Source organism: Candidatus Palauibacter scopulicola (genome assembly GCF_947581915.1).
GTDB lineage: Bacteria > Gemmatimonadota > Gemmatimonadetes > Palauibacterales > Palauibacteraceae > Palauibacter > Palauibacter scopulicola.
On sequence record NZ_CANPWG010000001.1, the window covers coordinates 1 to 24,832 of the forward strand.

19 protein-coding genes, 1 tRNA gene and 1 pseudogene are annotated in these 24,832 nt (G+C 67.9%); 10 read left to right on the top strand and 11 right to left on the bottom strand.

Going from position 1 to position 24,832, the window contains the following annotated elements; translation table 11 throughout:
- The 6 genes and pseudogenes from RN743_RS00005 to RN743_RS00030 all read right to left on the bottom strand — a co-directional run.
- Nucleotides 1–460: pseudogene (locus RN743_RS00005) on the bottom strand (hypothetical protein); the annotation flags it as partial.
- Nucleotides 461–477: 17 nt separating this feature from the next.
- Nucleotides 478–1,353, bottom strand: coding sequence for a TrbG/VirB9 family P-type conjugative transfer protein (locus RN743_RS00010; RefSeq protein ID WP_310774923.1), 876 nt, complete (start codon nt 1,351–1,353; stop codon nt 478–480).
- A 5-nt stretch (nt 1,354–1,358) separates the two neighbouring features.
- Nucleotides 1,359–3,800, bottom strand: a complete 2,442-nt coding sequence (locus RN743_RS00015; RefSeq protein ID WP_310774925.1) for a DUF87 domain-containing protein — start codon at nt 3,798–3,800, stop codon at nt 1,359–1,361.
- Nucleotides 3,797–4,102: a VirB3 family type IV secretion system protein gene (locus tag RN743_RS00020; protein WP_310774927.1), complete on the bottom strand. Its 306-nt coding sequence runs from the start codon at nt 4,100–4,102 to the stop codon at nt 3,797–3,799. The genes RN743_RS00015 and RN743_RS00020 overlap by 4 nt, the downstream gene beginning before the upstream one ends.
- Nucleotides 4,102–4,389, bottom strand: coding sequence for a TrbC/VirB2 family protein (locus tag RN743_RS00025; protein ID WP_310774929.1), 288 nt, complete (start codon nt 4,387–4,389; stop codon nt 4,102–4,104). Before RN743_RS00025 ends, RN743_RS00020 begins: the two co-directional genes overlap by 1 nt.
- Before the next feature lie 25 nt (nt 4,390–4,414).
- Nucleotides 4,415–4,963 (bottom strand): AlpA family transcriptional regulator, encoded by a 549-nt coding sequence (locus RN743_RS00030; RefSeq protein WP_310774931.1) that lies wholly within the window; start codon nt 4,961–4,963, stop codon nt 4,415–4,417.
- Between the two features lie 552 nt (nt 4,964–5,515).
- Between RN743_RS00030 and RN743_RS00035 the strand changes: the two genes are divergently transcribed.
- The 8 genes from RN743_RS00035 (at nt 5,516) to RN743_RS00070 (ending at nt 19,248) form a co-directional block, all read left to right on the top strand.
- A complete protein-coding gene (locus tag RN743_RS00035) occupies nt 5,516–5,770 on the top strand; it encodes a hypothetical protein (RefSeq protein WP_310774934.1) in 255 nt (84 codons plus the stop codon).
- On the top strand, nt 5,770–5,982 hold the full coding sequence (locus tag RN743_RS00040) for a type II toxin-antitoxin system HicB family antitoxin (RefSeq protein ID WP_310758117.1): 213 nt from the start codon (nt 5,770–5,772) through the stop codon (nt 5,980–5,982). The genes RN743_RS00035 and RN743_RS00040 overlap by 1 nt, the downstream gene beginning before the upstream one ends.
- Before the next feature lie 191 nt (nt 5,983–6,173).
- Entirely contained in the window at nt 6,174–11,423 is a 5,250-nt protein-coding gene (locus tag RN743_RS00045; RefSeq protein ID WP_310774936.1) for a DEAD/DEAH box helicase, read from the top strand.
- A gap of 20 nt (nt 11,424–11,443) precedes the next feature.
- Nucleotides 11,444–14,407: a helicase-related protein gene (locus tag RN743_RS00050; protein ID WP_310774938.1), complete on the top strand. Its 2,964-nt coding sequence runs from the start codon at nt 11,444–11,446 to the stop codon at nt 14,405–14,407.
- 2 nt (nt 14,408–14,409) lie between these two features.
- Complete coding sequence (locus RN743_RS00055) at nt 14,410–17,895, top strand: N-6 DNA methylase (RefSeq protein WP_310774941.1); 3,486 nt, start codon at nt 14,410–14,412, stop codon at nt 17,893–17,895.
- A 127-nt stretch (nt 17,896–18,022) separates the two neighbouring features.
- Nucleotides 18,023–18,757, top strand: a complete 735-nt coding sequence (locus RN743_RS00060; RefSeq protein WP_310774943.1) for a hypothetical protein — start codon at nt 18,023–18,025, stop codon at nt 18,755–18,757.
- A gap of 12 nt (nt 18,758–18,769) precedes the next feature.
- Nucleotides 18,770–18,997: a hypothetical protein gene (locus tag RN743_RS00065; RefSeq protein WP_310774945.1), complete on the top strand. Its 228-nt coding sequence runs from the start codon at nt 18,770–18,772 to the stop codon at nt 18,995–18,997.
- Nucleotides 18,997–19,248 carry a hypothetical protein gene (locus RN743_RS00070; protein WP_310774948.1) on the top strand — a complete coding sequence of 84 codons (252 nt, stop codon included), beginning with the start codon at nt 18,997–18,999 and terminating at the stop codon, nt 19,246–19,248. Before RN743_RS00065 ends, RN743_RS00070 begins: the two co-directional genes overlap by 1 nt.
- A 209-nt stretch (nt 19,249–19,457) precedes the next feature.
- Here RN743_RS00070 and RN743_RS00075 read toward each other — a convergent pair whose 3' ends face one another.
- The 3 genes from RN743_RS00075 to RN743_RS00085 form a co-directional block, all read right to left on the bottom strand.
- Nucleotides 19,458–19,949 (bottom strand): hypothetical protein, encoded by a 492-nt coding sequence (locus RN743_RS00075; RefSeq protein ID WP_310774950.1) that lies wholly within the window; start codon nt 19,947–19,949, stop codon nt 19,458–19,460.
- Nucleotides 19,950–19,960: 11 nt separating this feature from the next.
- Nucleotides 19,961–21,550, bottom strand: coding sequence for an AAA family ATPase (locus tag RN743_RS00080; RefSeq protein WP_310774952.1), 1,590 nt, complete (start codon nt 21,548–21,550; stop codon nt 19,961–19,963).
- A 130-nt stretch (nt 21,551–21,680) separates the two neighbouring features.
- Nucleotides 21,681–21,938 (bottom strand): BrnA antitoxin family protein, encoded by a 258-nt coding sequence (locus RN743_RS00085; protein ID WP_310774954.1) that lies wholly within the window; start codon nt 21,936–21,938, stop codon nt 21,681–21,683.
- Between the two features lie 934 nt (nt 21,939–22,872).
- Between RN743_RS00085 and RN743_RS00090 the strand changes: the two genes are divergently transcribed.
- The gene (locus RN743_RS00090; protein ID WP_310774956.1) at nt 22,873–23,064 is read left to right on the top strand and encodes a hypothetical protein; all 192 of its coding nucleotides are present in this window, start codon (nt 22,873–22,875) and stop codon (nt 23,062–23,064) included.
- Nucleotides 23,039–23,150: transfer RNA gene (locus tag RN743_RS00095), tRNA-OTHER, on the top strand. Before RN743_RS00090 ends, RN743_RS00095 begins: the two co-directional genes overlap by 26 nt.
- A gap of 53 nt (nt 23,151–23,203) precedes the next feature.
- On the opposite strand, the gene RN743_RS00100 is transcribed toward RN743_RS00095, so the two are convergent.
- Both RN743_RS00100 and RN743_RS00105 read right to left on the bottom strand, forming a co-directional pair.
- Nucleotides 23,204–24,370 (bottom strand): site-specific integrase, encoded by a 1,167-nt coding sequence (locus tag RN743_RS00100; RefSeq protein ID WP_310774958.1) that lies wholly within the window; start codon nt 24,368–24,370, stop codon nt 23,204–23,206.
- A gap of 178 nt (nt 24,371–24,548) precedes the next feature.
- Nucleotides 24,549–24,832, bottom strand: a 284-nt coding sequence (locus RN743_RS00105; RefSeq protein ID WP_310774960.1) for an MbeD/MobD family mobilization/exclusion protein, incomplete at its 5' end; no start/stop codon positions are given.

Below are 24,832 nucleotides of genomic sequence, written 5' to 3' on the forward strand. Positions count from 1 at the left end.
GAGACGCCGCGGCATCCGTGGATCCGTTCGGATCCCGGTGCGACTGCGCGACGGGGAACGAGCGGAGCGAGCGCGTCCTGCGCTCGACCTCTTCGAGCCGGAGCGCTTCGCGCAACTCGAACTCGGCCCGGCCCATGCCGCCCCCGGCGCTGCCTGAACTTGCCGCCGTGTCTTGTCCGGCCGTGTCCTGTCCTGGGGCACCGGGCTGCCCCCGTTCCCGGTCCGCATCCGCGGCCGCCTGCTGGCTCTGGCGGTCGGTTTCGTCGCTGAAGCGCCCGTCGAGCGACCGGCCCGTGCGGTCGTCCACGGGCCGGGCCGGCGCGGGGGCGACGCCCTCGGCCGTCTCATCGGGACCGGAAAACGACGAGGAGAGCAGCAGCCCGGCCACGAGCACGGTGATCAAAGCGATCCCGACCTTCGTAACGACACCGCCCGGCAGCGCGCCTTTGGGCTCCTTCATCCACTGCTTCCAGCGGCTCATCGCACGTCCCTCGGCTCGAACCGCCACCCGGCCCGCTCCCCGCCGATCTGGAGCCACCCGTCGCCCAAGACACGGCGGGCGACATAAAGGCCGTCCTCGGTGAGATCGAACGCGACCAGGCTCGGTTCGCCGTCCCGGAGTTCGTAGAGCGCGGGCGACTCCTGTGCGCGCGAGCGGAGATAGGTGAACTCCCCGTCGTGCCACATCGCCTCGACACGGAACGGCCGCTCGGACGCCTTTCGGTCCAGCAGGTACTCGAACCGGAGCCGCTCGGGGTAGGCGGCACGGAACGCCTCGATCTCCGCTTCGGCCCAGCCGCGTGCCTCGGCGATCCCGGCCTCGGCCTCCTCGCGGGCCAGCCCCGCGGCCTCGACAGCTTGGGCCGCCATCTCGCGGTAGGCGGCGACCTCGCTCCGGGCGACGAACCCGGGAGCGCCAAACGCGGCCTCCGCATCCGCGCCTGCCTCGACGCGGACCACGAGGTGGGGCGGCTTCTCCCCGCTTTCCGAGACAAGGAACGAGTAGATGCGCCCCGACTCGCAGACGAGCGCCACGTTGGTCGCCGCGTTCTCGGCCAACGGCTTCAGGTACGCGACGTTCGCCGCGCCGGTCAGGTGCCAGTACTCGGAGTCTCCGGCCACGAAGTCGAGGATGCGCTCCCCGGCCGGAAGCACGATGACCGTTGTATGACGCACGCGTGCGCGGAGCCGGGGGATCCGCTCTTCGCCGTCCTCCGGCAACGGAACCCGGAGCAGGGTGGCGTCCGCGCTCGCTTGCTGCGCGGCGGCATCGCAGGGGAGCAAAGCCAGGAGCAGCGTCAGCAGGACTACGACGATCCCCAGCAGGATCGCGGCGGTTGGAGTTGCCTTCATGGTGTTCACGTCCTCTCGGTTGGTGGGGTGGGATGGGTTCGGCCCGCGAGCGCTTCGAGCGCCCGGACCAGCCCGTGCCGCGCCACGGCTTCGGCGCGCTTCTCGGCGTCGAGCGGCGAGGAGGTGTAGAGCCAGTAGCTCTCCGGATCGACTTCCAAGCGGAGCACCGCCGCCTCGTCCGGGCGGCGGAGGTACAGCTCGCGCTTCGGCGTCAGCGCCCGGATCCGGGCCACCTCCGACTCGTTTAGCCGGAAGAGCGCCCCGGCCTCGTCGGGCAGTTCGGCGTTGGCGAGGAAGAGCTTGGTCGGGATCGATTCGAGGAGGGCCGAGGCACCCGGCGTTCCCGTCACATCGACGGCGGATTGGGTCGCGAGTACGAGCGCGGCGTTCTTCTTCCGCCACGTCTTGGCCGCCTCGGCCAAGTAATTCAGCACGGCGGGGTCCTGCATGTACCGCCACGCCTCGTCCACGACCATCAGCTTGAGCCGCGCCGTCTCGGCCGGGTCCTCGATCTCCAGCCGCATGCGTTCCAGCAGATAGGAGAGCGCCGCCTCGCACAGGTCCGCGTGTTCCGCCGCGCCCGCTAGGTCGATCACCTGCCAGTCCCGGAACTCGATGTCCGCCGCGCCCGACGGGGGGTTGTCGAAGAACGCGCCCCACGCGCCGCCCTCCGTCCAGCGGCTGAGCGCGGGCCACATCGCCGACGGCAGCGAACCGGCCAGCACGCTCAGAGTCCGGCGCTCGGTGCCGAGCGCGTACAGGTCCTCGATCCGGGCGCGGATCTCGCTCGTGTCCGCGCCGTCGGCTTCGTACCCTCCCAGCTTCAGGAGCCGGAGCACCCAGCCGGTCAGGAACTGGAACGTCCGCGTGGTCGGGGGAAGCGCGAACGGCTGGAGGCGGAGGGTGGGCTCCGCCTCGCCCGGCGCGAGCTCCAGATACCGGCCCCCGAGGAACCGGGTCAGCCAGCGGTAGGAGCCGCCCAGGTCCAGGATCAGGATGCGCGGATCGTACTTGAGCGCCTCGACCAGCAGGAAGTTGAGCGTAAAGCTCTTGCCCGAGCCCGTCGCCCCCAGGATCAGCGTGTGGCCCACGTCGCCCGCGAACAGGTCGTAGCGGTACGCCGTGCGCCACGGGGTCTCGAACACCGCCAGCGGCTCGCGGTCCAGATGGCGGCTCCTACGGTTCCCCTTGGGCGGCCCGAACACGGGCGCGAGGCACGCGGCGACGCCCGCCGACACGAACACCTTCCGCACCTGCCGCTTGCGCGGCTGCGCCGGGAGCCGGGCGAACCACGCGGGCATCTGGCCGTAGCCCTCCCGGATGACCTTCGCGTCGTGCGCTGCGAACAGCCGCCGCACATCGCCGTCCAGCCGTTCGATCCCGTCGAGTTCGCCGTGGAGTGCCACGGTGAGCGACGCCTCGCCGTAGGCCACGCCGTCGGCTTCGAGTTCGACGAGCGCCGCTCCCAGACGGTCGGACTCGGCGGCCGCCGCGGAATCGACCATCGCCGCCGCCGTGCCCTGGGCGTCCTGGGCGTGCGCCATCATCGAGTAGCGGCGCGAGAAGTAGTGGCGCTGCGCGCCTCGGATCCGGCGCCGCGCCGCTTCCACCGACCACGGACGCCATTCGAGCGAGACGGTCGTCACCGCGTCGAGGCAGTAGAGGTCCCGGAGCAGGTTCGCGTGCGCCTGCCCGGGCGGCGACAGCAGCGAATAGAGGATCACCGGCTCGCCGTCCAGCCGAAGGTGCGACCGCTCCGCCTCCAGTTCCGAGACCGCGAGCCGCCAGTTCATGCCGCTGCCCGTCGAGCCGTCCCAGAACGTGCCGGGGCGGTTGATGAGTTCGGACAGAAGCCGGGAAGCCTCGACGGCTCCCAGCATCTCGACGGGCGTGTGCTCGGCCACCAGCGACCGGCCCGCGTCGATCATCGCACGGAACCGGCCCGCGGCCGCCTCGATCTCCGAGGCCAGGTAGGTCGTTGCCGTCTTGCTGCGGCGCTTCCGGATTCGCGCGAGCCGCGACAAGATTCCCGGCCCGGAACCTCCACCCGCCGGGCGGAGGCCCGGGTCGTGCGACCAGACCACGAACGCTTCGAGCCGCTGGACGCGCCCGGCGAGGAACGCGCTTCGCTTGCGACCCGACAGGGACGCGATGTCCGAGCCGCGGTCGTCTGGATCCTCGGCGAGACTGGGACGCCGGAGCAGGTGGAACTGGAGGCGCGTGTCGGAACCGAGCCCCGACATCAACCGCTGCCAGAGCCCGAGCACGCGGTCGATCTGCTCAGGCGTGCGCCCGTCCACTGCGGCGGGCCGGATCCGGCCCGCCGCGACCAACTCGCCCGCACGGGTCAGACAGGTGCGGCCATCGTCGAGCCAGCCCCAATAGGGCAGCTCTTCGGCCAGCGACCCCGCCGCCTCGTAGGCCCGGCGTTCCTCCGCGACCCTCACTTCGAGTCCGTCCGGATGCGGAGATGCCAGGGCTCGTCCGCCCACTTGCCCGGATCGTACCGCGCCGGATAACGGGCGGCGTTCCGCAGCACCGAAAGCATCGCCGGGTCCCTCCGGCCCGCGAGCCAGCCCGCGCCGTAGCAGGCCGCGAACACCAAGCCGCCCGCCACGAGCGAGGCCGTCGCGTTCCACACCGCGACCGCGAGCGTCGCGCCCAGCAGGAACAGACGCCGCTCCACGCCCAGCACCGTCAGCGGGCGGTTCAGTGCCGCGTAACCCGCCCAGCGCGTCAGACCCCGCATCAGAACAGCCAGCCGAGGAAGTTCACGGCGCCCACGGCCATCCCGATCCCGAAGATGATCCCCGCCAGCGTGCGCTTGCTCCCGCCCTCGCCGAACGCGAACATCAGCCCGCCCACCACGATCGCGATCAGCGACAGCCCGCGCGCGATCGGTCCCGTGAACTGCGTCTGTAGCTCGTTCACCGCGTCCACCCACGGACTCGTGCCCTGCGCGTTGAGCGCGCCGGGCGTCAGCATGAGCAGCACGGCCCACGCGGCTCCCCGCATCGTCGTCAGCAACGTTCTCATCGTTTCCTTCCTTTCCCTGAAGGGTTCAATGGGCGACGGTCTCTCCGACGCCCCGGCTTGCCGCGATCCGTTCGCGGATCCACTGGTCGATCTCTGCCTCGATCCAGCCCTGCACGCGCTCGCCCAGCGCGATCGGCTGAGGGAAGATCCCCTGTTTGACCCACCTTCGGATCGTGCTTCGCGAGAGGCTGGTCCGGGCCTGCACTTCCGACATCCGCAGGAAGCGGGTCGGCGGTCCCATTTGCTGTTCGGGGTTCTCGGTCATGCTTCTCCTCCTGGTCGTGCCTCCCCGTTTCGCGTTGATGGCGTCCGCTACGAAGGGCGAGGGGGGAGGATCCCGGGCACCACCTGTCTCCCGGCCGTGGTTGCCGATGAACGCCGGAACCCGGTCCGCCGTCCTGAGCGACCGCGAACATCCGGCCTCGATCCGGCGCGGCAGACCCGGATTGCCCAGTGCCCCCTTGCCCAATGGCGAAGGCCTCAGGCCCGGCCATTCGCGAAACGCGTTCACCCGCGATTTGAATAGCTCCTCCAGCGTTGCCATGACCGCCGTTTCTTCTGCGTCGATGCCCATAACGGTGAATGCATGTTTTCAAGAGCGTCAACTGCTGATAGATCGGCTAAGTGGTTATGGGGTATCATGATGGGTCATGTTGGGTCAGGCTTTTCGGAAGGCTCCGCCAATGGGGCGGCGAAACACCCCCGTTGGAACTCCAGAAGCGGCGATGCGAAGCTCGGCCACACGGTCGGCCCCCGTGGGGCGGAACATGGCCGGAATGGCCGGAAGGGAGGACCGGAGAGACGGGTTGGTCCGTCGTACATCGCGGGCAGGGACACATGGCGGCGGGCGGGGGCCGGGCCGTTCGCTCCCGAGAGTCGCTACAGTGCGGACTCCCCATATATTGATTGGACCGCTTCGACTTGCGACGGAGAACGCGAACGCGATGATACAGCCTGCCTTGGGCGGATCCATGGAGCATGCCGAGGCCACGCCGTTACGGGGGGACGACCTGCTGCACCTCGGCGACCGCGCCGCGGTGGTCCGGTCGCTATCCCGCCTCGTGCGCTCGGATCGGCTCCCGCGCATCCCCCGGGGAGTCTACATGCCGGTAGGGGCAGCTAACCCATGAGTCGCCGCGAGCGGCTGGTCCGGACCATCCTCGGGGGCCGCTCGGACGCGAACATCCGATTCGATGAACTTCGGGCGCTGATGCGGTATCTTGGATTCGACGAGCGCGTGCGCGGCAGCCACCACCTATTCGACAAGGAAGGGGTCGTGGAGATCGTCAACCTCCAGAGGCGGGGCGGCCATGCCAAGCCCTACCAGGTGAGGCAGGTTCGGCGGTTGATCCTCAAGTACAAGCTGGGAGCGGACGACTGATGTTCAAATACGAGATCATCCTCTATTGGAGCAACGAGGACGAGGCTTTCGTCGCGGAGGCGCCCGAGTTGCCCGGGTGCATGGCGCACGGAGCCGATCAGGAAACCGCGTTGGAAAACATCAAGGACGCGATGCGGTTCTGGATCGACCGGGCTCGGGAGTTGGGGCGGCCCGTTCCGGAGCCGAAGGGCGAGCGCCTCATGCTCGCCTGATTCGCCCCATGCGTCCAGCAGACGATTCTCTCCGGTTCCTCCAGGGAGGTTCTCACCGGTTGCCTTCGCCAGAGCGGTTGGCTTCGGAAGGCCGTCGTCCGTGAGCCCTTCCACCGTGCTCATGCGGTGCTGTGCCGTGAACCGGGCCGGGACCCACGCGCCGTTGGCGATGGGCCGGTAGGGATCCGCCAATGGATGTCTTCGCCTTTCGCGACGAGCTCGTCGCCGAGTATGCGAGGTTCTCAAGGAGCTTCACGCGCATCCGCGCCGCCGACATCTCGTGCGCTGTGGACGAGGCCTACGCCGCGGGCCGGTTCTGGCCCGCGCCGCTCATCCAGCTGAATCCGAGCTTCGAGTCGGGCGGCTGGATCGACGAGCTTGTCTCCGAGGGCGCGCTCGATCCCGAGTGCGCGAACATCTTCCGGCTCAAGAACAAGAACGACGCGTCCGGCAAGCCACTCCGTCTTCACCGGCACCAGACCGACGCGATCGAGATCGCCAGTCGGCGCGAGAGCTACGTCCTCACGACCGGCACGGGGTCGGGCAAATCGCTCGCCTATTTCATCCCCATCGTGGACGATGTGCTGCGGCGCCGGAAGGTCGGGAAAGGCAACAAGGGCATCAGCGCGATCGTCGTCTATCCGATGAACGCACTCTGCAACAGCCAGCGCGAGGAACTCGACAGGTTCCTGAGGCTCGGCTACGGCGAAGGCTCCGAGCCGGTCACCTTTGCGCGCTACACGGGCCAGGAATCGAACGAGGAGCGCGAACGGATCGCCAAGAATCCACCGGACATCCTGCTCACGAACTACGTCATGCTCGAACTCCTCATGACGCGGTTCCACGAAACCGATAAGGCGGTGCGCCGCCACGCCGACGGGTTGAGGTTTCTGGTGCTGGACGAGCTTCACACCTACCGGGGCCGGCAGGGCGCGGACGTGGCCATGCTCGTGCGCCGCGTGCGTGAACGGTTCAACGACCGGCTGCTCTGCATCGGCACTTCCGCGACAATGGCCTCGGAGGGCTCGGAGGAGTCGCGAAACGAGGCGGTGGCGGACATCGCGAGCCAGTTGTTCGGCGCACCGGTCGATCCGGCCAACGTGGTGACGGAGACGCTCCGGCCCGTGACCGAACGGTCCGATGTCGTGAGCGGACCCGAACTTCGGGCGGCCGTCGAAGCGGGCATCCCGCGCGACCCCGACTACGACAAGCTGACGGGGCACCCGTTGACGGCTTGGGTCGAACACAAGCTCGGCCTGGAGGAGCGGGATGGGAAGCTCGTCCGGCTCTCGCGTCCTCTCTCGATCCACGAGGCGTCCGAGCTTCTGGCGGCCGACAGCGGCCTCGAAGCCGAACACTGCCGGCGCCACCTTGCCGATTTCCTGCTGGCCGCGCACCGGAGCCGGAACGACAAGGGAATGAGTCTGTTCGCCTTCCGGCTCCATCAGTTCATCAGCGGCGCATGGAACGTGTATGCGACGCTCGAAGGTCCGGGCGAGCGGTATGTGACGCTCGACGGCCAGCAGTTCAAGCCGGGAGACCGCGAACGGCCGCTCTGGTCGCTCTCGTTCTGCCGGACGTGCGGACAGGAATACGTGCCCGTTTGGGCCAGCCTGTCCGGGAGGGAGCCTACCGGCTTCGAGCCGCGCGAGCTGTCCGAACGCTCGACCGACGAGGAGGATGTCCAGTACGGCTACCTCATGCCCGATCCGGCGGGGATGTTCGACGCGTCGGATCTTGACCGTTACCCGGAGGACTGGTTGGAACACCCCGGCGGCGAGGCGCGGCTGAAGCGGCATTTCCGCAGCCGCCGCCCCCGGCGGGTGCGGGTCGATCCCAACGGATCCGTCACGGCAGACGGCTTGGCGGCGCACTACATCCCGGAGGCGTTCCGGTTCTGCCTCAACCCCGACTGCGACGCCCGCTTTGACGGCACGGTGCGGAACGAGTTCACGAAACTGTCGGGCCTGTCCAGCGAGGGCCGGAGTTCGGCGACGACGATCCTCGCGCTGTCCGCGCTCAAGCACCTGATCGGCACCGATCTCGACGAGCAGACGAAGAAACTGCTGGCGTTCACCGACAACCGGCAGGACGCGAGCCTCCAGGCGGGCCATTTCAACGACTTCTTGCAGATCCTGCTGCTTCGGGGCGCGCTGCTCGCGGCAATGCGAGCTGCGGGCGGCGAGCCCCTGACCGACGAGGCCCTGACCCAGAAGGTGCTTTTCCATCTGCGCCTCGATCCCTCGGACTACTCCGCCAACCCCTCGGCCAAGGGCGTCAAGGCCCAGAACACGCTCAAGGCGCTCCGCGACGTGCTCGGCTACCGTCTCTACTTCGACCTGCAACGCGGCTGGCGGATCAACAACCCGAACATCGAGCAGCTCGGACTGCTCGATATCGGCTACCGGGGGCTCGACGAGTGCTGCGGGGACGAGGAGGAGTGGCGCGCCGGCCATCCCCTGCTCGGATCGATCTCGCCCGAGGTCCGGTTCGCCCTCGTCAGGGAGCTTCTGGAACGCATGCGGAGGGCGCTCTGCATCAAGACGATCTACCTGGATCCGAACTTTCAGGAGCGGATGCGCAACCGTAGCTACAACGAGTTGAAGGAGCCCTGGGGACTGTCCGAGGACGAGATCCCGTTCTCGCACGCCTACATGGTTCCGCGACCGAGCGCCCGCGGACGAAAGCCCGAGTACAGGACGCACCACGTATCCCACCGCTCGGCCTTCGGCCGCAAGGTCAAGTCCACCGAGTACTGGGGAACGGACAACCGGCATTATCCCGAGAAGTTCGACGAGAGCGTCTACAACGAAGTGATCGACGATGTGCTCGGTGTACTGACCACATACGGATATGTCGAGCCTTCCGAACTCGACGGCGGGCGCGTCGGATACCGCATCGACGGCTCGGCGCTAGAGTGGCGCTTGGCTTCAGGCGGCGGCGATGGGGACGAAGGCGAGGCGGAGGGCGGCGTGAACCCGTTCTTCCGCGACCTCTACGAGAACGTGGCCGGACTCCTGGGCTCCGACGACCGGCTGTTCCACCGCCTGGAGGCCCGCGAGCACACGGCGCAGGTCGAGTCGGAAGACCGCGAGGAGCGGGAACGCCGGTTCCGGCAGGGGTTGGCCGCCTCCGAAACCCGAGGCCTGCCCATCCTGTTCTGCTCGCCGACCATGGAACTCGGCGTGGACATCGCGACGCTCAACGCCGTCTACATGCGGAACGTGCCGCCGACTCCGGCCAACTACGCGCAGCGGAGCGGTCGGGCGGGCCGAAGTGGGCAGCCGGCGCTCGTCGTGACCTATTGCGCGGCGCGCTCGCCGCACGACCAGTACTTCTTCGCCGATCCGACCCGCGCGGTGGCGGGCGAGGTCAATCCGCCCAGCATCGATCTGGCCAACGAGGACCTGATCCGCAGCCACCTGCAAGCAGTCTGGCTGGGGGAGACGGGCGTGAAGCTCGGGTCCTCGGTGCGCGACGTGCTCGACCGGGAACGGTCCGAGAAGCTGCCCCTCCACGAGGAGATCGCGGCGCAGATCGGTTCCGGCCTCGCCGTGAGTGAGGCGACGAGGCGCGCCGAACGCATCCTCGCCACCTTGGAGGAGGATCTCGCCGGGCGCGCGGCTCCGTGGTACACGGCCACTTGGCTGCCGGGCGCGATGAAGTCGGCGGAACGAAGGCTGGACGAATCGTTCGACCGGTGGCGCTCGCTATTCCGCGCGACGGCGAGCCAGATCCGGGTCGCCAACGAGGTCATCAACAACGCCGCCGCGACCGAGAAGGAGCGCCGCCAGGCGAAGGCCCGGTACGACGAGGCCTACACGCAGCAGAATCTGCTTCTCGGCAGCCGAGCGACCATGAACTCCGACTTCTACACCTACCGCTATCTGGCCGCCGAGGGGTTCCTGCCCGGCTACAACTTCCCGCGCCTGCCGCTGATGGCGTTCATCCCCGGGCGCCACAGGAGGGTGGCGCGCGACTCGTTCCTGAGCAGGCCGCGGTTCCTCGGGCTGACCGAGTTCGGCCCCCAGTCCATCATCTACCACGAGGGCAGCACGTACCGGGTCCGGCGCGCCATTCTGACCGTCGGCGACGAGGCGGCGGCGACGGCCACGTCCAGGCTCCCGGTCGAGGCCGCGCGGATCTGTCCGGCCTGCGGCTACGGGCATTTCGGGGACCAGAAGGAGTTCGAGCGCTGCGCCAGCTGCGACGAACGGCTCGATGGCGGCCGCGCCGTTCTGAACCTCTACCGCATCGAGCAGGTCTCGACCCGGAGGGCGAACCGGATCACCTCAGACGAGGAGGAGCGCCAGCGTCAAGGCTACGAGATGGTGACCACGCTGCGGTTCAGCGAGGAGGAGGGGCGCGCGCGCGTCGATGCGTTCGCGGTCGAGGAGGCCGGCGAGACGCTGCTCGAACTCCGGTACAGCCCCGCCGCGACACTGTGGCGCATCAACCTCGGCTGGCGCCGGAGGCGGGAGAAGTCCGTCTACGGCTTCAGCGTGGACACGAACACCGGCGAGTGGACCCGCGACCCGCAAGCGCCGACCGACGCCGAGGACGATCGGGTGGGCGGCGGCGGAACCGTCCAGCGCATAACGCCGTTCGTGCGCGACACCCGGAATGTCCTGATTCTGCGCCCGGGGATCGAACTTTCCGAGGCGGCCATGGTCTCGCTGCAATACGCGCTCAAGCGCGGCATCGAGCGCGAGTTCCAGCTCGAAGAGGCGGAGCTTGCCGCCGAACCGCTGCCCGACCGCGAGCACCGCGCGACGATCCTGTTCTACGAGGCCTCGGAAGGCGGCGCGGGCGTGCTCACGCGCATCGCTAGCGACCCCGGCGCGCTGGGGCGGATCGCCCGCCGGGCGCTCGATGTCTGCCACTACAAGTCGAAGTCGGGCGCTTGGAGCGGCGTGGATGATCTCGACAACGTGGAGGACGGGTGCGAGGCCGGATGCTACCGCTGCCTGCTCGGGTACTACAACCAACCCGATCATTCGGTGATCGACCGGCGCAACGAGGAGATGCTCGACCTGTTCTGCCGCCTGATCCGCGGTGAGCGGAAGAGCCTGTCCGTTCCCGCGGCCGCAGGCGACACCGCGGCGGAGTTGAAGGCCTTCTCCGGCTCCTCGCTGGAAAGGGTCTGGCTCACGTTCGTCAGCCTCGGCGGCTACCGGCGGCCCGACAGGGTGCAACCCTATCTCCAGGAGTTCGGAACGCGGCCCGACTTCGCCTACTCCGGCCACCAGACGGTGGTGTTCATCGACGGCCCGCACCACGACGGGAAACTCAGGCGGCGCGGGGACGCGGAAACGACGCGCCGGCTCGAGGACGCGGGCTACACGGTCGTGCGGTTCGGGGCGGACCGGACGAAGTGGGAGGCCGTGCTGCGCGAATACGCCTGGGTCTTCGGACCGGGCGCCGATTCCTCGGCCGGATAGCGGGAACGGAGCGGCAAGCAATGGCGGATCCGGGCGTCGCGTTCAAGCCGGGCGATCTGGTCCGGGTGCGGGGCCGCGAGTGGGTGGTCCTGCCGGAGACCGGCGAAGACCTCCTGCGCCTCCGGCCGCTGGGGGGGGGCGAGGACGACGCCACGCTCATCTATCTGCCGCTCGAACCCGAGCGGCCCGTGGCCGCCACGTTCGATCCGCCGGACCCGGACGCGCCCGGCTCCCTGGCGGCGGCGCTGCTGCTCCGCGACGCGCTTCGCCTCAAGCTCCGGGCCGGGGCCGGTCCGTTCCGCAGTTTCGGCAACCTGAACGTCGAGCCGCGCGCGTACCAGCTCGTTCCGCTGCTCATGGCGCTCAAGCTCGACCCCATCCGGCTCCTCGTGGCCGACGACGTGGGCATCGGCAAGACGATCGAGGCCGGACTCATCGCCCGCGAGCTTCTCGACCGGGGCGAGATCGAGCGGCTCACGGTCATCTGCCCTCCGCATCTCTGCGACCAGTGGCGGGCGGAACTCGGCGAGAAGTTCGCCATCGACGCGGAGGTCGTCCGCACCGGGACGGCGACGCGGCTAGAGCGAGGGCTCAGACCGGACGAGTCCGTCTTCGAGGTCTATCCGCACACCGTCGTCTCGCTAGACTACATCAAGTCGGACCGGCGGCGTAGCGACTTTCTCCGGGCCTGTCCCGAGTTCGTGATCGTCGACGAGGCGCACACCTGCGTGCGGGCGAACACGAACACCCGCCACCAGCGATACCAGTTGCTCAAGGGGCTCGCCGAGGCGCGCCCGCCGAGGGGGATCGTGCTCCTGACCGCGACCCCGCACTCGGGCGACGACACGGCCTTCCACAACCTGCTGGGCCTTCTGGACCCGCGCTTCGCGCGGCTGGCCGACACGCCCGAGGGCGACGCGCGCCGGGCGCTCCGCGAGGAACTCGCGCTGCACTTCGTCCAGCGCCGCCGCGGCGATATCGCCGAGTGGAGGGACGACACCCGCTTTCCCGTGCGCGAGACCCGGGAGGCCACCTACCGGCTCACCGGCGAATGGGGCCAGCTGTTCCAGCATGTGCTCGCGTATGCGAGGGAGATGGTCCGGCGCGCGGAGGGGGGCACGAAGCTCGAACAGCGCATGTCGTGGTGGGCGGCGCTCGCGCTGCTGCGGTGCGCGTCTTCGAGCCCAGCGGCGGCTTCGCTCGCGCTCAGAACGAGGCTGGAGGCCGCCGCCGGGGAGACGGAGGAGGGCCAACTCGCCAATCTCGACCTTGCCGCCCGCGACACGGTCATGGACGAGGCGGACGACGACTCGCTCGGGGTCAGCGAGAGCGTGCCCGCCGGAACGGTGGACGACCCCGAGGGCACGGAGTCCCTGCGGCGACTGATCGCCGAGGCCGATGGCCTTCGGGGTCCGGGCAAGGACCCCAAGCTCAAAGTGCTGATCGGCGAGATCCGGCGCTTGGTCGATGCGGACTTCTCGCCCGTGGTGTTCTGCCGCTACATCGCGACGGCGCATTACGTGGGCGAGCAGCTGCGGGCCGCGCTCGGGGGGAAGCGGCGAAACCGCCCGCACATCCTCGTGGTGACCGGCGAACTCACGCCCGACCAGCGCGAGGAGCGGATCGAAGCCCTGGGGGAACTCGACGACGGCGCGACCCCGGTTCTGGTGGCGACGGACTGCCTGTCCGAGGGCGTCAACCTTCAGAACCATTTCGACGCGGTCGTACACTACGACCTGACGTGGAACCCGACCCGGCACGAGCAACGCGAGGGCCGCGCGGACCGGTTCGGACAGGCCTCGCCGGTCGTGCGCGCCCTCATGCTCTACGGCCGGGACAACCCGGTTGACGGCGCGGTGCTCCGGGTCATCGTCCGCAAGGCCGAGAAGATCCGAAAGGAACTCGGGGTCTCGGTGCCCACGCCGGCCGACAACAACAAGGTCGTCGAGGCGATCATGCGTGCCGTTCTCCTCCACGCCCGGGCCGATTCCTGGGCCGATCAGGGGGAACTCGAACTCGGCCGGACGGAAGAGGAGGTCGAAGCCGCCTGGACGCTGGCCAGGGACAAGATGTCGCGCACCGTGTTCGCCCAGCGGCGGCTCCGGCCCGGTGACGTGTGGCCGGAATGGGAGAGGGCCGTCTCCGCCCTCGGAGGCCAGGAGGACGTGAAACGGTTCGTGCGCCAGTCCGCGGAGCGCCTCGGCGCGCCGCTCGACCGGCGCGACGGACACTGGCGGTTTCCCGTGCGCCACCTTCCGCAGCCGTTGCAGGACCGCCTCGCCGCCATCGGGTTCCGGGACACCGTGAAGCTCGCGTTTGACCAAGGCGCTCCGGGAGGCGCGATCATCATTCACCGCGCCCATCCGCTCGTTTCCGTGCTTGCGGACCATGTGGCGGAGCAGGCGCTCGATCAGGACGCACCGACGAGCGGCACCGACTTCGGCTACGCTACGGCGCGGTTCTCTCCGGAAGGCGCGACACACGTGGCGGAGCCCTCGCCCGATTACGGTGAGCCCCGGATCGGCACCCGCGCGTGCGCCGCGTTCGCGAGCGGGATCGACTCCCGCACGGTTTTCTACCTCCTCCGGCTGCGAAGCCACCTGCGGGTCGCGAGGCGCGGCGAGAACGGAGGCGCGCCCGCGAAATCGCTGCTCGCCGAAGAGTGCCTCGGCGTCGCCGTCCGGGGCGCGGCCGCACCGGAGCTGCTGTCCGACAGCGATGCTCTGTCGCTGCTCTCGCTGGAACCGGGCCGCAACATGGCCGACGGACAGAAGACGCACCTCATCCGGCAGGCCCTCGCCGACCTCCCGTCCCTCGAACCCGCGTTCGAGCGGCTCGCCCAGGATCGGGCGCGGCAACTGCTTGCGGACCATCGCCGGATACGGGATGCGAGCGACATCCGGGGCGAGCGCTACGATGTCGTTCCGGCCTTGCCCGTGGACACCATAGGCGTCTACGTCCTCATGCCCATGGCCACGCTCTAACGATGGCTCGCACACGGCACGGAAGCGGGTTCACGGCTCTCAGGGTCGAGGGCGGGATCCTGCCGCCCGAGTTCCTGACCGAGGTGGCCGCCCTCCAGGCACCGAGGCAGACCGGCGCCGACTACGGCCTCTCGGAGTCGCTCTCGATCAAGGATGAGATCGCCAGATACTGGAGGATCGGAACGGACCTGTACTCGCGCTACGCCCGGCACCGTCCACGGCACGATCTCAAGGCCTCCCGGGTGGGCGTGGACGACTGGATCGTCCCGTTCCTGCGTTCGCTGCTCGGATACGACGACATTGCGGCCGCCGCGGACGTAACGCTCGAAGAGCGCGTCTTCAGGCTCACGCACGGGGCCTGCGGCGGCGCGGTTCCGCTGCTTCTGGTGACCCGCGACTTCGACCTCGACAGGGCCGATCCGCGACTAGGCGGCAACGGGCGGCGGCTGGCACCGCACGCCCTGATGCAGGAGTACCTGAACGCCGATGCCGCCGCGCTCTGGGGCGTGATCTCGAACGGGTCCAGGCTGCGCATCCTTCGGGACAACCCGAGCCTCACGCGACCGTCCTACATCGAGGCCGATCTCGACCTCGTGTTCACCGAAGAGCTGTATCCGGACTTCGCGGCGCTCTGGCTCGCCGCCCACGCCAGCAGGTTCAGGCCCGCGAACGGCAAGCCCTCCGGCTGCATCATCGAGACGTGGCGAACCAAGGCGCACGAGACCGGCGAGCGGGCGCGGGACAACCTCCGCGAGGGCGTCACCGCCGCCCTTCGCCAACTCGGGAGCGGGTTCCTCGGGCATCCGGCGAACCGCCGACTGCGGGAGGCTCTGGACGATGGCGGACTGACGCCGGAGGACTACTTCCAGCAGCTTCTGAGGCTCGTCTACCGGATGCTCTTCCTGTTCACCGCCGAGGAACGCGATCTCCTCCACGATCCTGATGCCACCGACCGCGAGCGCGTCGTCTACGCCGAGGGCTACGCGCTCTCGCGGCTTCGCGAACGCGCACTGAGGCGGCGGCACTACGACCGTAACTCGGATCTCTGGCAGGGACTCCAAGTCACCTTCCGCGCCCTCGCGCGCGGCGCGCCGGGGCTCGGACTGCCGGCCCTGGGCGGGCTGTACCGTGACGACCAATGCCCGGACCTCGACAAGGCCGCAATCGCGAACGACCACCTTCTCGAAGCCGTGCGCACGCTCGCGTTCTTCCCGTCGCTCTCGGGCCGGAGCCTCGCCCGCATCAACTACCGGGACATGGACACCGAGGAACTCGGGTCGGTCTATGAGAGCCTTCTCGAACTTCAGCCCGTCATCGACGTGCACGCCTCGCCGTGGCGGTTCGCGTTCGTCGGGGATGCAAGCGGGCAAACGAAGACCAGGGGATCGGCGCGCAAACTCAGCGGATCCTACTACACGCCGCCCGGCCTCGTGGGCGAACTCGTGAGGACCACCCTCGATCCCGTGATCGCACGGGCCATCGCCGACCGGCCGGAGGATCCGCGCGCCGCGATCCGCGATCTACGCGTCCTCGATCCGGCCTGCGGATCGGGGCACTTCCTGCTGGCGGCCGCGCGTCGGCTTGCCGCCGAGATCGCGCGCATCGACGCGGACGACGACGCCCCCGACGAGGGGACGCGCCGACACGCGCTCCGCGAGGTCGTGCAGCACTGCGTCTACGGCGTGGACCGGAATCCGCTCGCCGTCGAACTCTGCAAGACGGCGCTCTGGATCGAGACCATCGAGCCGGGGAAGCCGCTCACGTTCCTCGATGCCCACATTGCTCTGGGCGACAGCTTGATCGGCGTCTTCGATCCTGGGATCCTCGACGACGGGATCCCGCCTGCCGCGTACAAGCCGTTGACCGGAGACGACAAGGGCGTGTGCAGGGACCTCAAGGCGACGAACCGTTCCGGGGGACAGGGCGACCTGTTCTTCGACGAGGAGGCCATGCTGGAGGTCGCGATCGCGAGCGTCGGCCTGGACGCGATGCCCGAGGATACGCTGGACGACGTGGAGGCCAAGCGCTCCGCGTGGGAGGCGACCGGACTGGACCCAGTCCATGCGCACGAGGCGCTCCGGGCCAGCCTGTTCGCCGGCGCATGGTTCGCGCCCAAGACGCGGCACACCCTCCAGACCGTGCCGTTGACGGAACACATTCAACAGAAGGATTCGACCGAACTCGGACTGGTTGGGGTCGCGCGTCAGACGCGCGATCTGGCAAGCCGGCATCGCTTCCTACACTGGCACCTACGGTTCCCCGAGATCATGCAGGACGGCGGGTTCGACGCCGTGCTCGGCAACCCGCCGTGGGAAGTCCAACAGCTCAATGAAGTGGAGTACTTCTCCAGCCGATCACCGAGCATCGCCGCGCTGGCAGGTGCGAAGAGGAAGGGAGCGATTGCCGACCTGCAAGACGGTAACCCCGATCTCTGGGAGGACTACCGGGACACGCTCCGTGGATTCGAAGCGCGGAATCAGTATTGCCGGACAAGCGGGCGATACTCGCTCGGGAACTATGGCAAACTGAACAGCTACGCGCTCTTCGCCGAGACGTTCCTCCAGCTGATCAACGCGAAGGGGAGGGCAGGGCTCATCGTGCCGACGGGGATCGCGACGGACCACTCCACGCGGAAGTTCTTCGAGCACGTCGTTACCAGCCGTCGGCTCGCCACGCTGTACGACTTCGAGAACCGGGAGGGTGTGTTCCCCGGTGTCCATCGCTCCTACAAGTTCTGCCTGCTCACGCTCGCCGGGCGCGACGATCCCGTGCCGGAGGCCGAGTTCGCGTTCTTCCTGCACCAGGTCGAACAACTGAAGGAGCGGGAGCGACGGTTCACGCTGTCGAGGGAGGACTTCAAGCTGTTCAACCCGAACACACGAACCTGCCCGATTTTCCGCACGCGCCGCGACATGGAGATCGCCCGCAAGATGTACCAGCGCGCGGGCGTGTTCTGGAAGGAGAAGCGCGGACCCGAGCCAGAGGAGAATCCGTGGGGGGTCAGCTTTCAACAGATGTTCAACATGACGAGCGACTCCGGGCTCTTCAGGACGCGTCAGCGACTGGAGGAGGACGGATGGGAACTGCACGGCAACGTGTTCGTCCACGACGATGACGACGAACGCTACCTGCCGCTGTACGAGGCCAAGCTTGTCCACCAGTACGACCACAGGTTCGCGACGTTCGACGGGGCCTCGGAACGGGACATCCGGAACGGAAACGCCCGGCCCATGACGGCGGAAGAGAAGGCCGACCCGGACTCCGTTGTGATCCCCAGGTATTGGGTGCCGGAAACTGAAGTCGCCCAAAGACTTGACAAGGGCGAGGCCAGTGTATCTTCGATAGGCAGGCAGGCAGGCAGGCAGGCAGGCAGGCAGGCAGGCAGGCAGGCAGGCAGCACGCTCCACGAGCTCGCGAAGCTCGCCACCAACTCGCTCTCCGGAAGATCACGAATTCCACGAACGAACGCACGGGGATCTTCGCCATGATCCCGGCAATCGGACTGAGCGATTCGGGAACGACGATCATGTTTGGGACTGGCACGTCGTCTTCAGGGACATCGCGAGATCCACAGACCAGAGAACTGCCATCTTCTCCACCATCCGAGGCGTCGCGGTGAGCAATAAGGCTCCGCTTCTCAACGTCGATCACGGCGCATGGCTTCAGGCGCTCCGCGGCATCACCACCGCGACGAACGAGCGTACCCTGATTACCTCCGGCCTCTCGTCCGGCGGCGTGGGCAACAGCGCTCCCGTCGTCGATTACGACACGTTGCCGGCGGTCGCGGCCGCCCTCGTGGTCGCCAACATGAACGCCATCCCCCTCGACTGGGCGGCGCGGTTCTCGGTGGGCGGCGTCAACATGAATTTCTTCATCGTCAAGCAGCTTCCGGTCCTTCCGCCGGAGGCCTACCTGGAACAAGCCGGTTGCGGCGGTAGCTGGGTGGAACTCGTGGTTCCGCGCGTGTTGGAATTGACGTACACGAGCCGTGAGCTTGGAGGATTCGCCTCGGATCTCGGCTATCCGGGGGATCGACCATTCCTCTGGGATGATTCACGGCGGCACCGGCTCCAGAGCGAGCTGGACGCCATATTCTCTCACATGTACCGGCTGGATCGAACCGATGTCGAGTGGATTCTCGACGCCCCGCCGCCGAGTTCCTCGTTCCCGTCGCTCAAGCAGAACGAGATGAGGCGGTTCGGAGAATACCGGACGCGGCGGTACGTATTGGAAGCATTCGACCAGCTACGGCGTGGCGAGGTCCCAGACCTTGGTGAACGGCCAGGCGGCGGCGGGCCGAGCCATCGTCACCCTCCTGTCCCCCGCGAGGACGGAAGGAACGGAACTTAGGAGGTTGCACTCATGGGACTGACCGGTCCGCCGGCCATCCGACATTTGGCCGTGGGCTTCGCCCGACGCTACGACGCCGACATAAGCGTTGCTACGGACAACGTCGTGCATTGTACGCTCCACCACCGACGCCGCGGACAGCACGCGGCGGGAATCGCCGACAAGCTGATTCGCAATCCGCGCGCGGTGCGGATCCCGGAAGAGGTACGCAAGCTACCCGCAGCAGTGGCGGAGGTCTGATGGACGGGGGACGCGAGAAGGAAGCCGACCGCGAGTTTCGAGAGTGGGTCGACAAGGCACTCGAGCAGGGATTCGCAATGGGGCGGGTATTCGAGCAAGCGCGTGTCATGTTCTTTCTGGTGAAGATCGAAGATCGCCAAGCGCTGGCCGCACGCCTCGCGAAACACTTGAATTCGGAACCATCCCGACGGGAAAGCGAGGCGGTTCACGGTGCCGTAGCGGACGCATTTCGCGAGCCGCCGGAGGAGTGAATCCGACCTCTCACCCGGTCGCTCAAGCAGCACGAGATGAGAAGGTTGGGAGAATACCGACCCCAGCGGCTCCGGATCCGAGCGGAAAGGCCAAGCGGCAGCGCGGTCACGGGCATCGGCGTTCCACCCAGCGTCCTTCTCATCGAGCCGACGGAGGGAGGGCTCGGTCAATGCCGAGGAGGAAACGCCACCTCCTCGGCGGACGGCTTTCATGCGATCGCCCTCGGCGGGAGGCTCTTGAGGAATGCCCACGCGATGCACTGCTCAAGTTCCGCCAGCCAATCGAAAGCCTCGCCGTGGACGGCCAGCGCCGGCAGCAAGCCCATAATCACCCACGGGCGGTCCGGCAGGTGGTCGAGGAAATCGCTCGGTCCGCGTTCTGCGCTCATCCAAGGGACCTCCGCCACCGTCTCGCGCCATGCGCGCCGCGGGCCGTCGCCACCGCCTTCCGCCACCGCCAGCACCGCGACGGGCTGTTCGTCCGGGGCGACGATGCGCGCTTGCAGGACGCGCGGGCCGTGTTCGTGCGCGAGCACGTGAAGCCGCCACGGATCGTCGCGATGCCGCAAGGGCGCGGGGGTCTCGAACGCGCCCGCCCCCGCGATGAGCCGCCCGTACGCGCGCGTCATGCTGTCGGTCAGGCCGGAGCAATCCGACTCGCGGTAGTACGCCGTGTTCGCGTTCCAGTGCTCAACCCTCATTCGATCGCGCCTCAGGCTCCCCAGACCGTCACCGGGGCACCCTTGTGGTCCCGTTCCTCCCGGAAGATTCTCTCCGACCAGCTTCTGTCCGCGCGCATGTCGAACACGACGAGATGGCCAGCGTCCGTGCCGCTGATGTCCATGTAGCGCTTCGTCTGTTCGAGTCCCTCCTCGACCGTTCGCGACATGGAGCGCCCTTCCTTCACGAGCTTGCACTCGACGACGATCCGGTCCTCCCGACCTCCCTCCCGGGGCCAGACGACCAGCAGGTCCACGCGGCGGCTCCCCAGCGCGTACTCGCGTTCGATCCGGCCGGTGGCGTTCACGACGCGGTGCAGAAAGGCCTGAAGCACCAACTGCGGACCGGCCTCCGTGTACTGCGCGCGCCGGATCCAGTGCTCGGAGTTCTGCCGGAAGAACTTCTGGAAGGCGGCAAGGAGGCCGTCCATGTCCAGACTCCCGTCGGAGCGCACGTACCATGCGGTCTCCTGGGGCGCGATTTCGTGCTGAAGGACCCAGGTCAGCTCGCGCGGCAGCACCTCGCCGTAGATGGGATTCGCCACCCGCAGCGTCCGGCCCGGCGCGACCAGCCCGAGATCCCGCACGTACTCGAAGTCGCGGTCGCTGTACTCGGCGTCCCCACCGCTCAGCAGGGGCTCGATCACCCGGCGCACGCGAGGCTCGCGCAGCTTGTCCGCCAACTGGTCAAGATGCGTGTCGCGCCGCAGGATCAGCGCCTCGCGCGCAGCGAAGACATCGCTGTCCGTGAAGGGCTTCCCGGGCTCCCTCGGCACCCCCGCCGAAAAGCACATCTCCAGCGCGAGCGCGTTGACCAGCCAAGGCTGTCCGCGGGTCTGCTGCCACACGGCCTCAAGCGCCTGCGGCGCGAACTCCTGGCCCGTCGCCTCGGTGTGCTGTCCGAGCAGTTCCGCGACTTCGACCTGCGTGAAATCGCCAAGGCGGAGCGACTTGGCCTTGATGTTGAAGGCGCTTCCGCCGGTGATCACCTCCTTCTCGGAACTCGCGTGAATCCGGTAGTCGCGCACGTCCCGCACCCCGCACAGAATCACGCTCTGCGGAAACGAGGAGGGACGATGAGGGTAGCCCGCCCGCAGTTGCCGCAGCACCGACACCAGCGAATCACCCACCATCGCGTCGATCTCGTCGATCAGCAGAACCAGCGGCGATGAGGCGGCCCGCGCCCACGCCTCCAGTAGCGTGCCCAGGACGGCGTGGGGACGGCGATTGGTGTCTACCTCGTCCGCGGCGTCGGCCGTGGCATGATCGTTCAGTGTGTATCTGGCCTCCCGGGCGATTTGAGAGGCGATCGCACCCATCGCGCGCCCCACGTCCTCCCGCGCCGTCTGCGCGGGCTCGACATTGATGTAGGCGCAGCGGTAGTCGCCCTCACTTCCATCGTTCAGAAGGTCGCGAAGCGCCAGCAGCGCTGTCGTCTTGCCGGTTTGCCGGGGAGCGTGCAGCACGAAATAGCGCTCGTCCCGAACCAGGCCGAGCACTTCGGGCAGAGCGAGGCGGTCGAGCGGCGGGATGTGGTAGTCGAGCGTGGGCCGGATCGGACCCGCGGTGTTGAACCTTTGCATGGGAATAAACGTGGTCGCGGTGCGCGGGACGGGCAAGCGAACCTAGTCGATCACGGCAGCCTGCCCTCCGATACACCCGCGAAACCCGGTGTCCGGCAGCATCGGTTGCCCGTATCGACCCTCCCAAACGTCAGCCGACGCCGTGCTGCTTGATCCAGTCGCGTAGGGCGTGGTCGATCCGCGTCTGCCAGCCGCGACCTCCAGCGCGAAAATGGTCGATGACCTCCTCGGACAGCCGGATGGTGGTCGATACCTTTGGTCGCGCCTTTGGGGGACGCCCCCGACGGACGGGCGCTTTGGCGAACTTCTCGGGCCAGCCGTCCTTCGAGAGATCGGGAGCGGTGTCGGCGTCAAGACCTCGGGCCGTAGAGCCGTCGTTCTCGTTCATTGGCCCTCCTCATGCTGATGATCCTCTGTGCGTCGTCGCGGCGTGTCCAGACGAGTACGACCATCGCTTCGTCCAAGAAGCGTACCTACTTCGACCGCCCAGCGGCGCTTGGGAACGCCGACTGCCGGGCACTGTTCGATATCGACCGCCAAGGTGCCTTGCGCGAGTTGCGTCGGCTCGTGGACCTCAAAGTACTGGCCAGCAGGGGGGGCGGACGCGGCACCCGTTCCGTGCTCACCATCCCTCCCGAGTGACGATTTGCGCAGCTTTACGTCCCATGTGCGCGGCACCTAAAGCAATGTTCTGTGGGCACTTCGCCGGATTATGCGCGCAGTCGCTACCCGATATGCGCGCCGAATGCCGGGGTGGTCCCTTCGACCGTTCACTCCCCGTTCGGCGAGGCACTAACCTACCGGCCATGACCGCGCTCGATGTCCTCGCCAGGGCCATCCGCGCCAAGTCCGGCGTGTCCGGGGCCATGGTGCGTCCAGCCGCCATCCGGTGGACGGACGCCAATCAGGGACTGGCGCCAACTCCTCCCCGCCGCGCGTGCGCGCGTCCCGGAGCTGCTGGTGCTCGGCAGCTACCGACCGGATGACCGCACTGGCCCCGCCATCTGGCTGCGCTGCGTGATCGACGGAAGGATCCAACTCCCGAATGTCCCCGACGACCGCCCTCCGGTCGTCTATCTCCCAGGGATCGAGCGGGGACAGCTTCGCGCGGGCGAGAACTGTCCCGAACATCTCCGGCCGCTCGTCGAACTCCTGTACCGGGGCGCGGCCTGGCACCATTCCAGCGGACGCGACTGGAGCGCGCGCGCGTTCCTCACTCTTCGCGCCGACGGTGTTGCCGCAGGCCCCGGCCCCGACATCGCGGGCGATTCGGGACACGGGAGGCGCTGCTGCGCGCCATCGGGGAGGTCGCGCAAACCCCCTTGGAAGAGCAGCGGGACCGCCGCCTCGACGCCAGCGCCTTCAACCGGATTGCCGGCGTGGAGATCGAGCGCGACATCCTGCGCTGGCTGGTCCATATGCCTGCCATTTGGCCCCGCTTTCTGTCCGAATCGGTGCGGCAGACTCAAATGCGACCCAGCGGCAAGAGTGGCAGATCGTGCACTCCCAGTTGAACTTAGGAGATTTCTTGCCTAGATTTCGCATCCCGTTTTAGCGGATTTGGGAGCAGGAGGTCGCCGGTTCGAATCCGGCCGCCCCGATTGGAGTTACGGGATTTCGTTAAAGCGACTCCCGCTTTTTGTTCCCGCTAATTTAGCGGGAAATGGCCCTCTGGCGCTCCTCAAGAGCTTGCCTGAGCCGGTCCTCGTCGGCGCGCTGATAGCACTGAAGGACCGTCTCGGCCGTCTTCCAACCGCCGAGTTCGCAGAGGACCTTGAGCGGCTGATTCATGAGGTCGGAGGCGAACTTCCGCCTCAGGGAGTGCCAGCCGCGGAGTCGCTTGGGCGGCAGCCCGGCGAGCGCCTCGGCCCTGTCCCACCAGTCGCGGGCCAGTGAGCGCCCGATGCATGCGGAGGGGTTCTTGGGCGCGGGTAGCAGCGGAGCGTCTCCGATTCCGGGATTCCGCCTCCTCGCCTCCTCCAGGACGGCGAGCACCTCGGCCGTCACCGGCGTCCGGTGCTCGTATCCAGTCTTCTCGCACTCGCCTCGCCACCGGATGGTCCTGCGGTCCACATCGATGTCCGACCACCGCAGCTGGCGAACGGCACCGATCCGGTGCCCTGTGTCGTGGGCAACCACCAGTGCGACGCGGAACCGCCAGTCCATCGCCAGAGACGCCTGAAGCAATGCCTCGTACTCGGCTTGGCTGAGAACCACGCGGGTCGGGTTTTTCTCCTTCGGCACCTTGAGGCCTCTGAGGGGATTGGAGTCGAGGAGGAATTTCCCCTCCTCGTCCCTCGATTTCGTGGCCCAGTTGAGGACCGCCAGCAGGAACCTCAGATCCTTTTCGATCGTCCGGTCGGACACCGGCGAGCCGCTCGGGCCGACCTTGCCCGCCCGCCGCGCCCGGATGAACCGGTCCCAGTCCCGCTGGGAAAGCGTCGCGGGCTTCCTCTGCCTGCCGAAGACCTTGGTGAACATCTTCATCGCGACCCGGTCGTACCTCCGGGACCGCTCACTCTTGGTGGGGGTCACCTCGTCACCGTAGATGTCAAGAAGCGTTCCCAGGGTGAGCGGCTCGGGCTCGGCCTCGGTCTGGCCGTTGGGCTCGTGGACCGCGAAGCCAGCGGCAACCTCGTCCGCCTGCCTCTTGGCCCGCGACCAGTCACGGTGCTTGAGCGACCTCGTGAGCCTGCGCCCGTTCTCGCGCCACTCGATCTGGTATCGGCCGGTCTTCGGATCTGGGAACACCCGGACCCGATTCCGGCCCCATTCGCCGGCGCTGTACGAGCGCCGACTTCGTTTCGTGCGTGCCATCATTCGATTCCTCTCGTGATGGACCGCACGATCTGCGCGCTTGAAACCTCGCGGCGGGACGGCGTCTCCGCTAGACGGGCGGCGGACGGCGCGCCGGGCGCTGCGGCGTTCGGGTGGCAAGCGACTGGACGCCATCGTCAGCGGCTCGGACCTTGATCGCGATCCGGTCCCGGACGGCGCATCAGATACGGAGGCCGCGCGGTCTCGCGACGGCGGATGTCCCGAAATACTCGGCCAAGCGTGTCACTAGCACGTCGAGCCGCTCGATTCGCCGCTGCAAGACTTCGTTCTCCCCGCTCAGCCGCTCGACGTGCTGCCGCAAGGCTTCGTTCTCCCCGCCTTGCCGCTCGACGCGCCGCCGCAAGGCTTCGACCTGCCCGGATTGCTGCCGCTGCTCCGTCTCGTACTGCGCGGACAACCTCCGCAAGGCCCTCGTCAACTGCTCCTCTAACGCGGTCATAGACC

Excerpts from the sequence above, each read along its gene's own strand:
- RN743_RS00025 (WP_310774929.1), bottom strand. The coding sequence starts at position 4,389 with ATGAGAACGTTGCTGACGACGATGCGGGGAGCCGCGTGGGCCGTGCTG.
- RN743_RS00040 (WP_310758117.1), top strand. The coding sequence starts at position 5,770 with ATGTTCAAATACGAGATCATCCTCTATTGGAGCAACGAGGACGAGGCT.
- RN743_RS00070 (WP_310774948.1), top strand. The coding sequence starts at position 18,997 with ATGGACGGGGGACGCGAGAAGGAAGCCGACCGCGAGTTTCGAGAGTGG.
- RN743_RS00085 (WP_310774954.1), bottom strand. The coding sequence starts at position 21,938 with ATGAACGAGAACGACGGCTCTACGGCCCGAGGTCTTGACGCCGACACC.
- RN743_RS00055 (WP_310774941.1), top strand. The coding sequence starts at position 14,410 with ATGGCTCGCACACGGCACGGAAGCGGGTTCACGGCTCTCAGGGTCGAG.
- RN743_RS00020 (WP_310774927.1), bottom strand. The coding sequence starts at position 4,102 with ATGCGGGGTCTGACGCGCTGGGCGGGTTACGCGGCACTGAACCGCCCG.
- RN743_RS00010 (WP_310774923.1), bottom strand. The coding sequence starts at position 1,353 with ATGAAGGCAACTCCAACCGCCGCGATCCTGCTGGGGATCGTCGTAGTC.
- RN743_RS00100 (WP_310774958.1), bottom strand. The coding sequence starts at position 24,370 with ATGATGGCACGCACGAAACGAAGTCGGCGCTCGTACAGCGCCGGCGAA.
- RN743_RS00045 (WP_310774936.1), top strand. The coding sequence starts at position 6,174 with ATGGATGTCTTCGCCTTTCGCGACGAGCTCGTCGCCGAGTATGCGAGG.
- RN743_RS00080 (WP_310774952.1), bottom strand. The coding sequence starts at position 21,550 with ATGCAAAGGTTCAACACCGCGGGTCCGATCCGGCCCACGCTCGACTAC.
- RN743_RS00065 (WP_310774945.1), top strand. The coding sequence starts at position 18,770 with ATGGGACTGACCGGTCCGCCGGCCATCCGACATTTGGCCGTGGGCTTC.
- RN743_RS00030 (WP_310774931.1), bottom strand. The coding sequence starts at position 4,963 with ATGGGCATCGACGCAGAAGAAACGGCGGTCATGGCAACGCTGGAGGAG.
- RN743_RS00035 (WP_310774934.1), top strand. The coding sequence starts at position 5,516 with ATGAGTCGCCGCGAGCGGCTGGTCCGGACCATCCTCGGGGGCCGCTCG.
- RN743_RS00050 (WP_310774938.1), top strand. The coding sequence starts at position 11,444 with ATGGCGGATCCGGGCGTCGCGTTCAAGCCGGGCGATCTGGTCCGGGTG.
- RN743_RS00075 (WP_310774950.1), bottom strand. The coding sequence starts at position 19,949 with ATGAGGGTTGAGCACTGGAACGCGAACACGGCGTACTACCGCGAGTCG.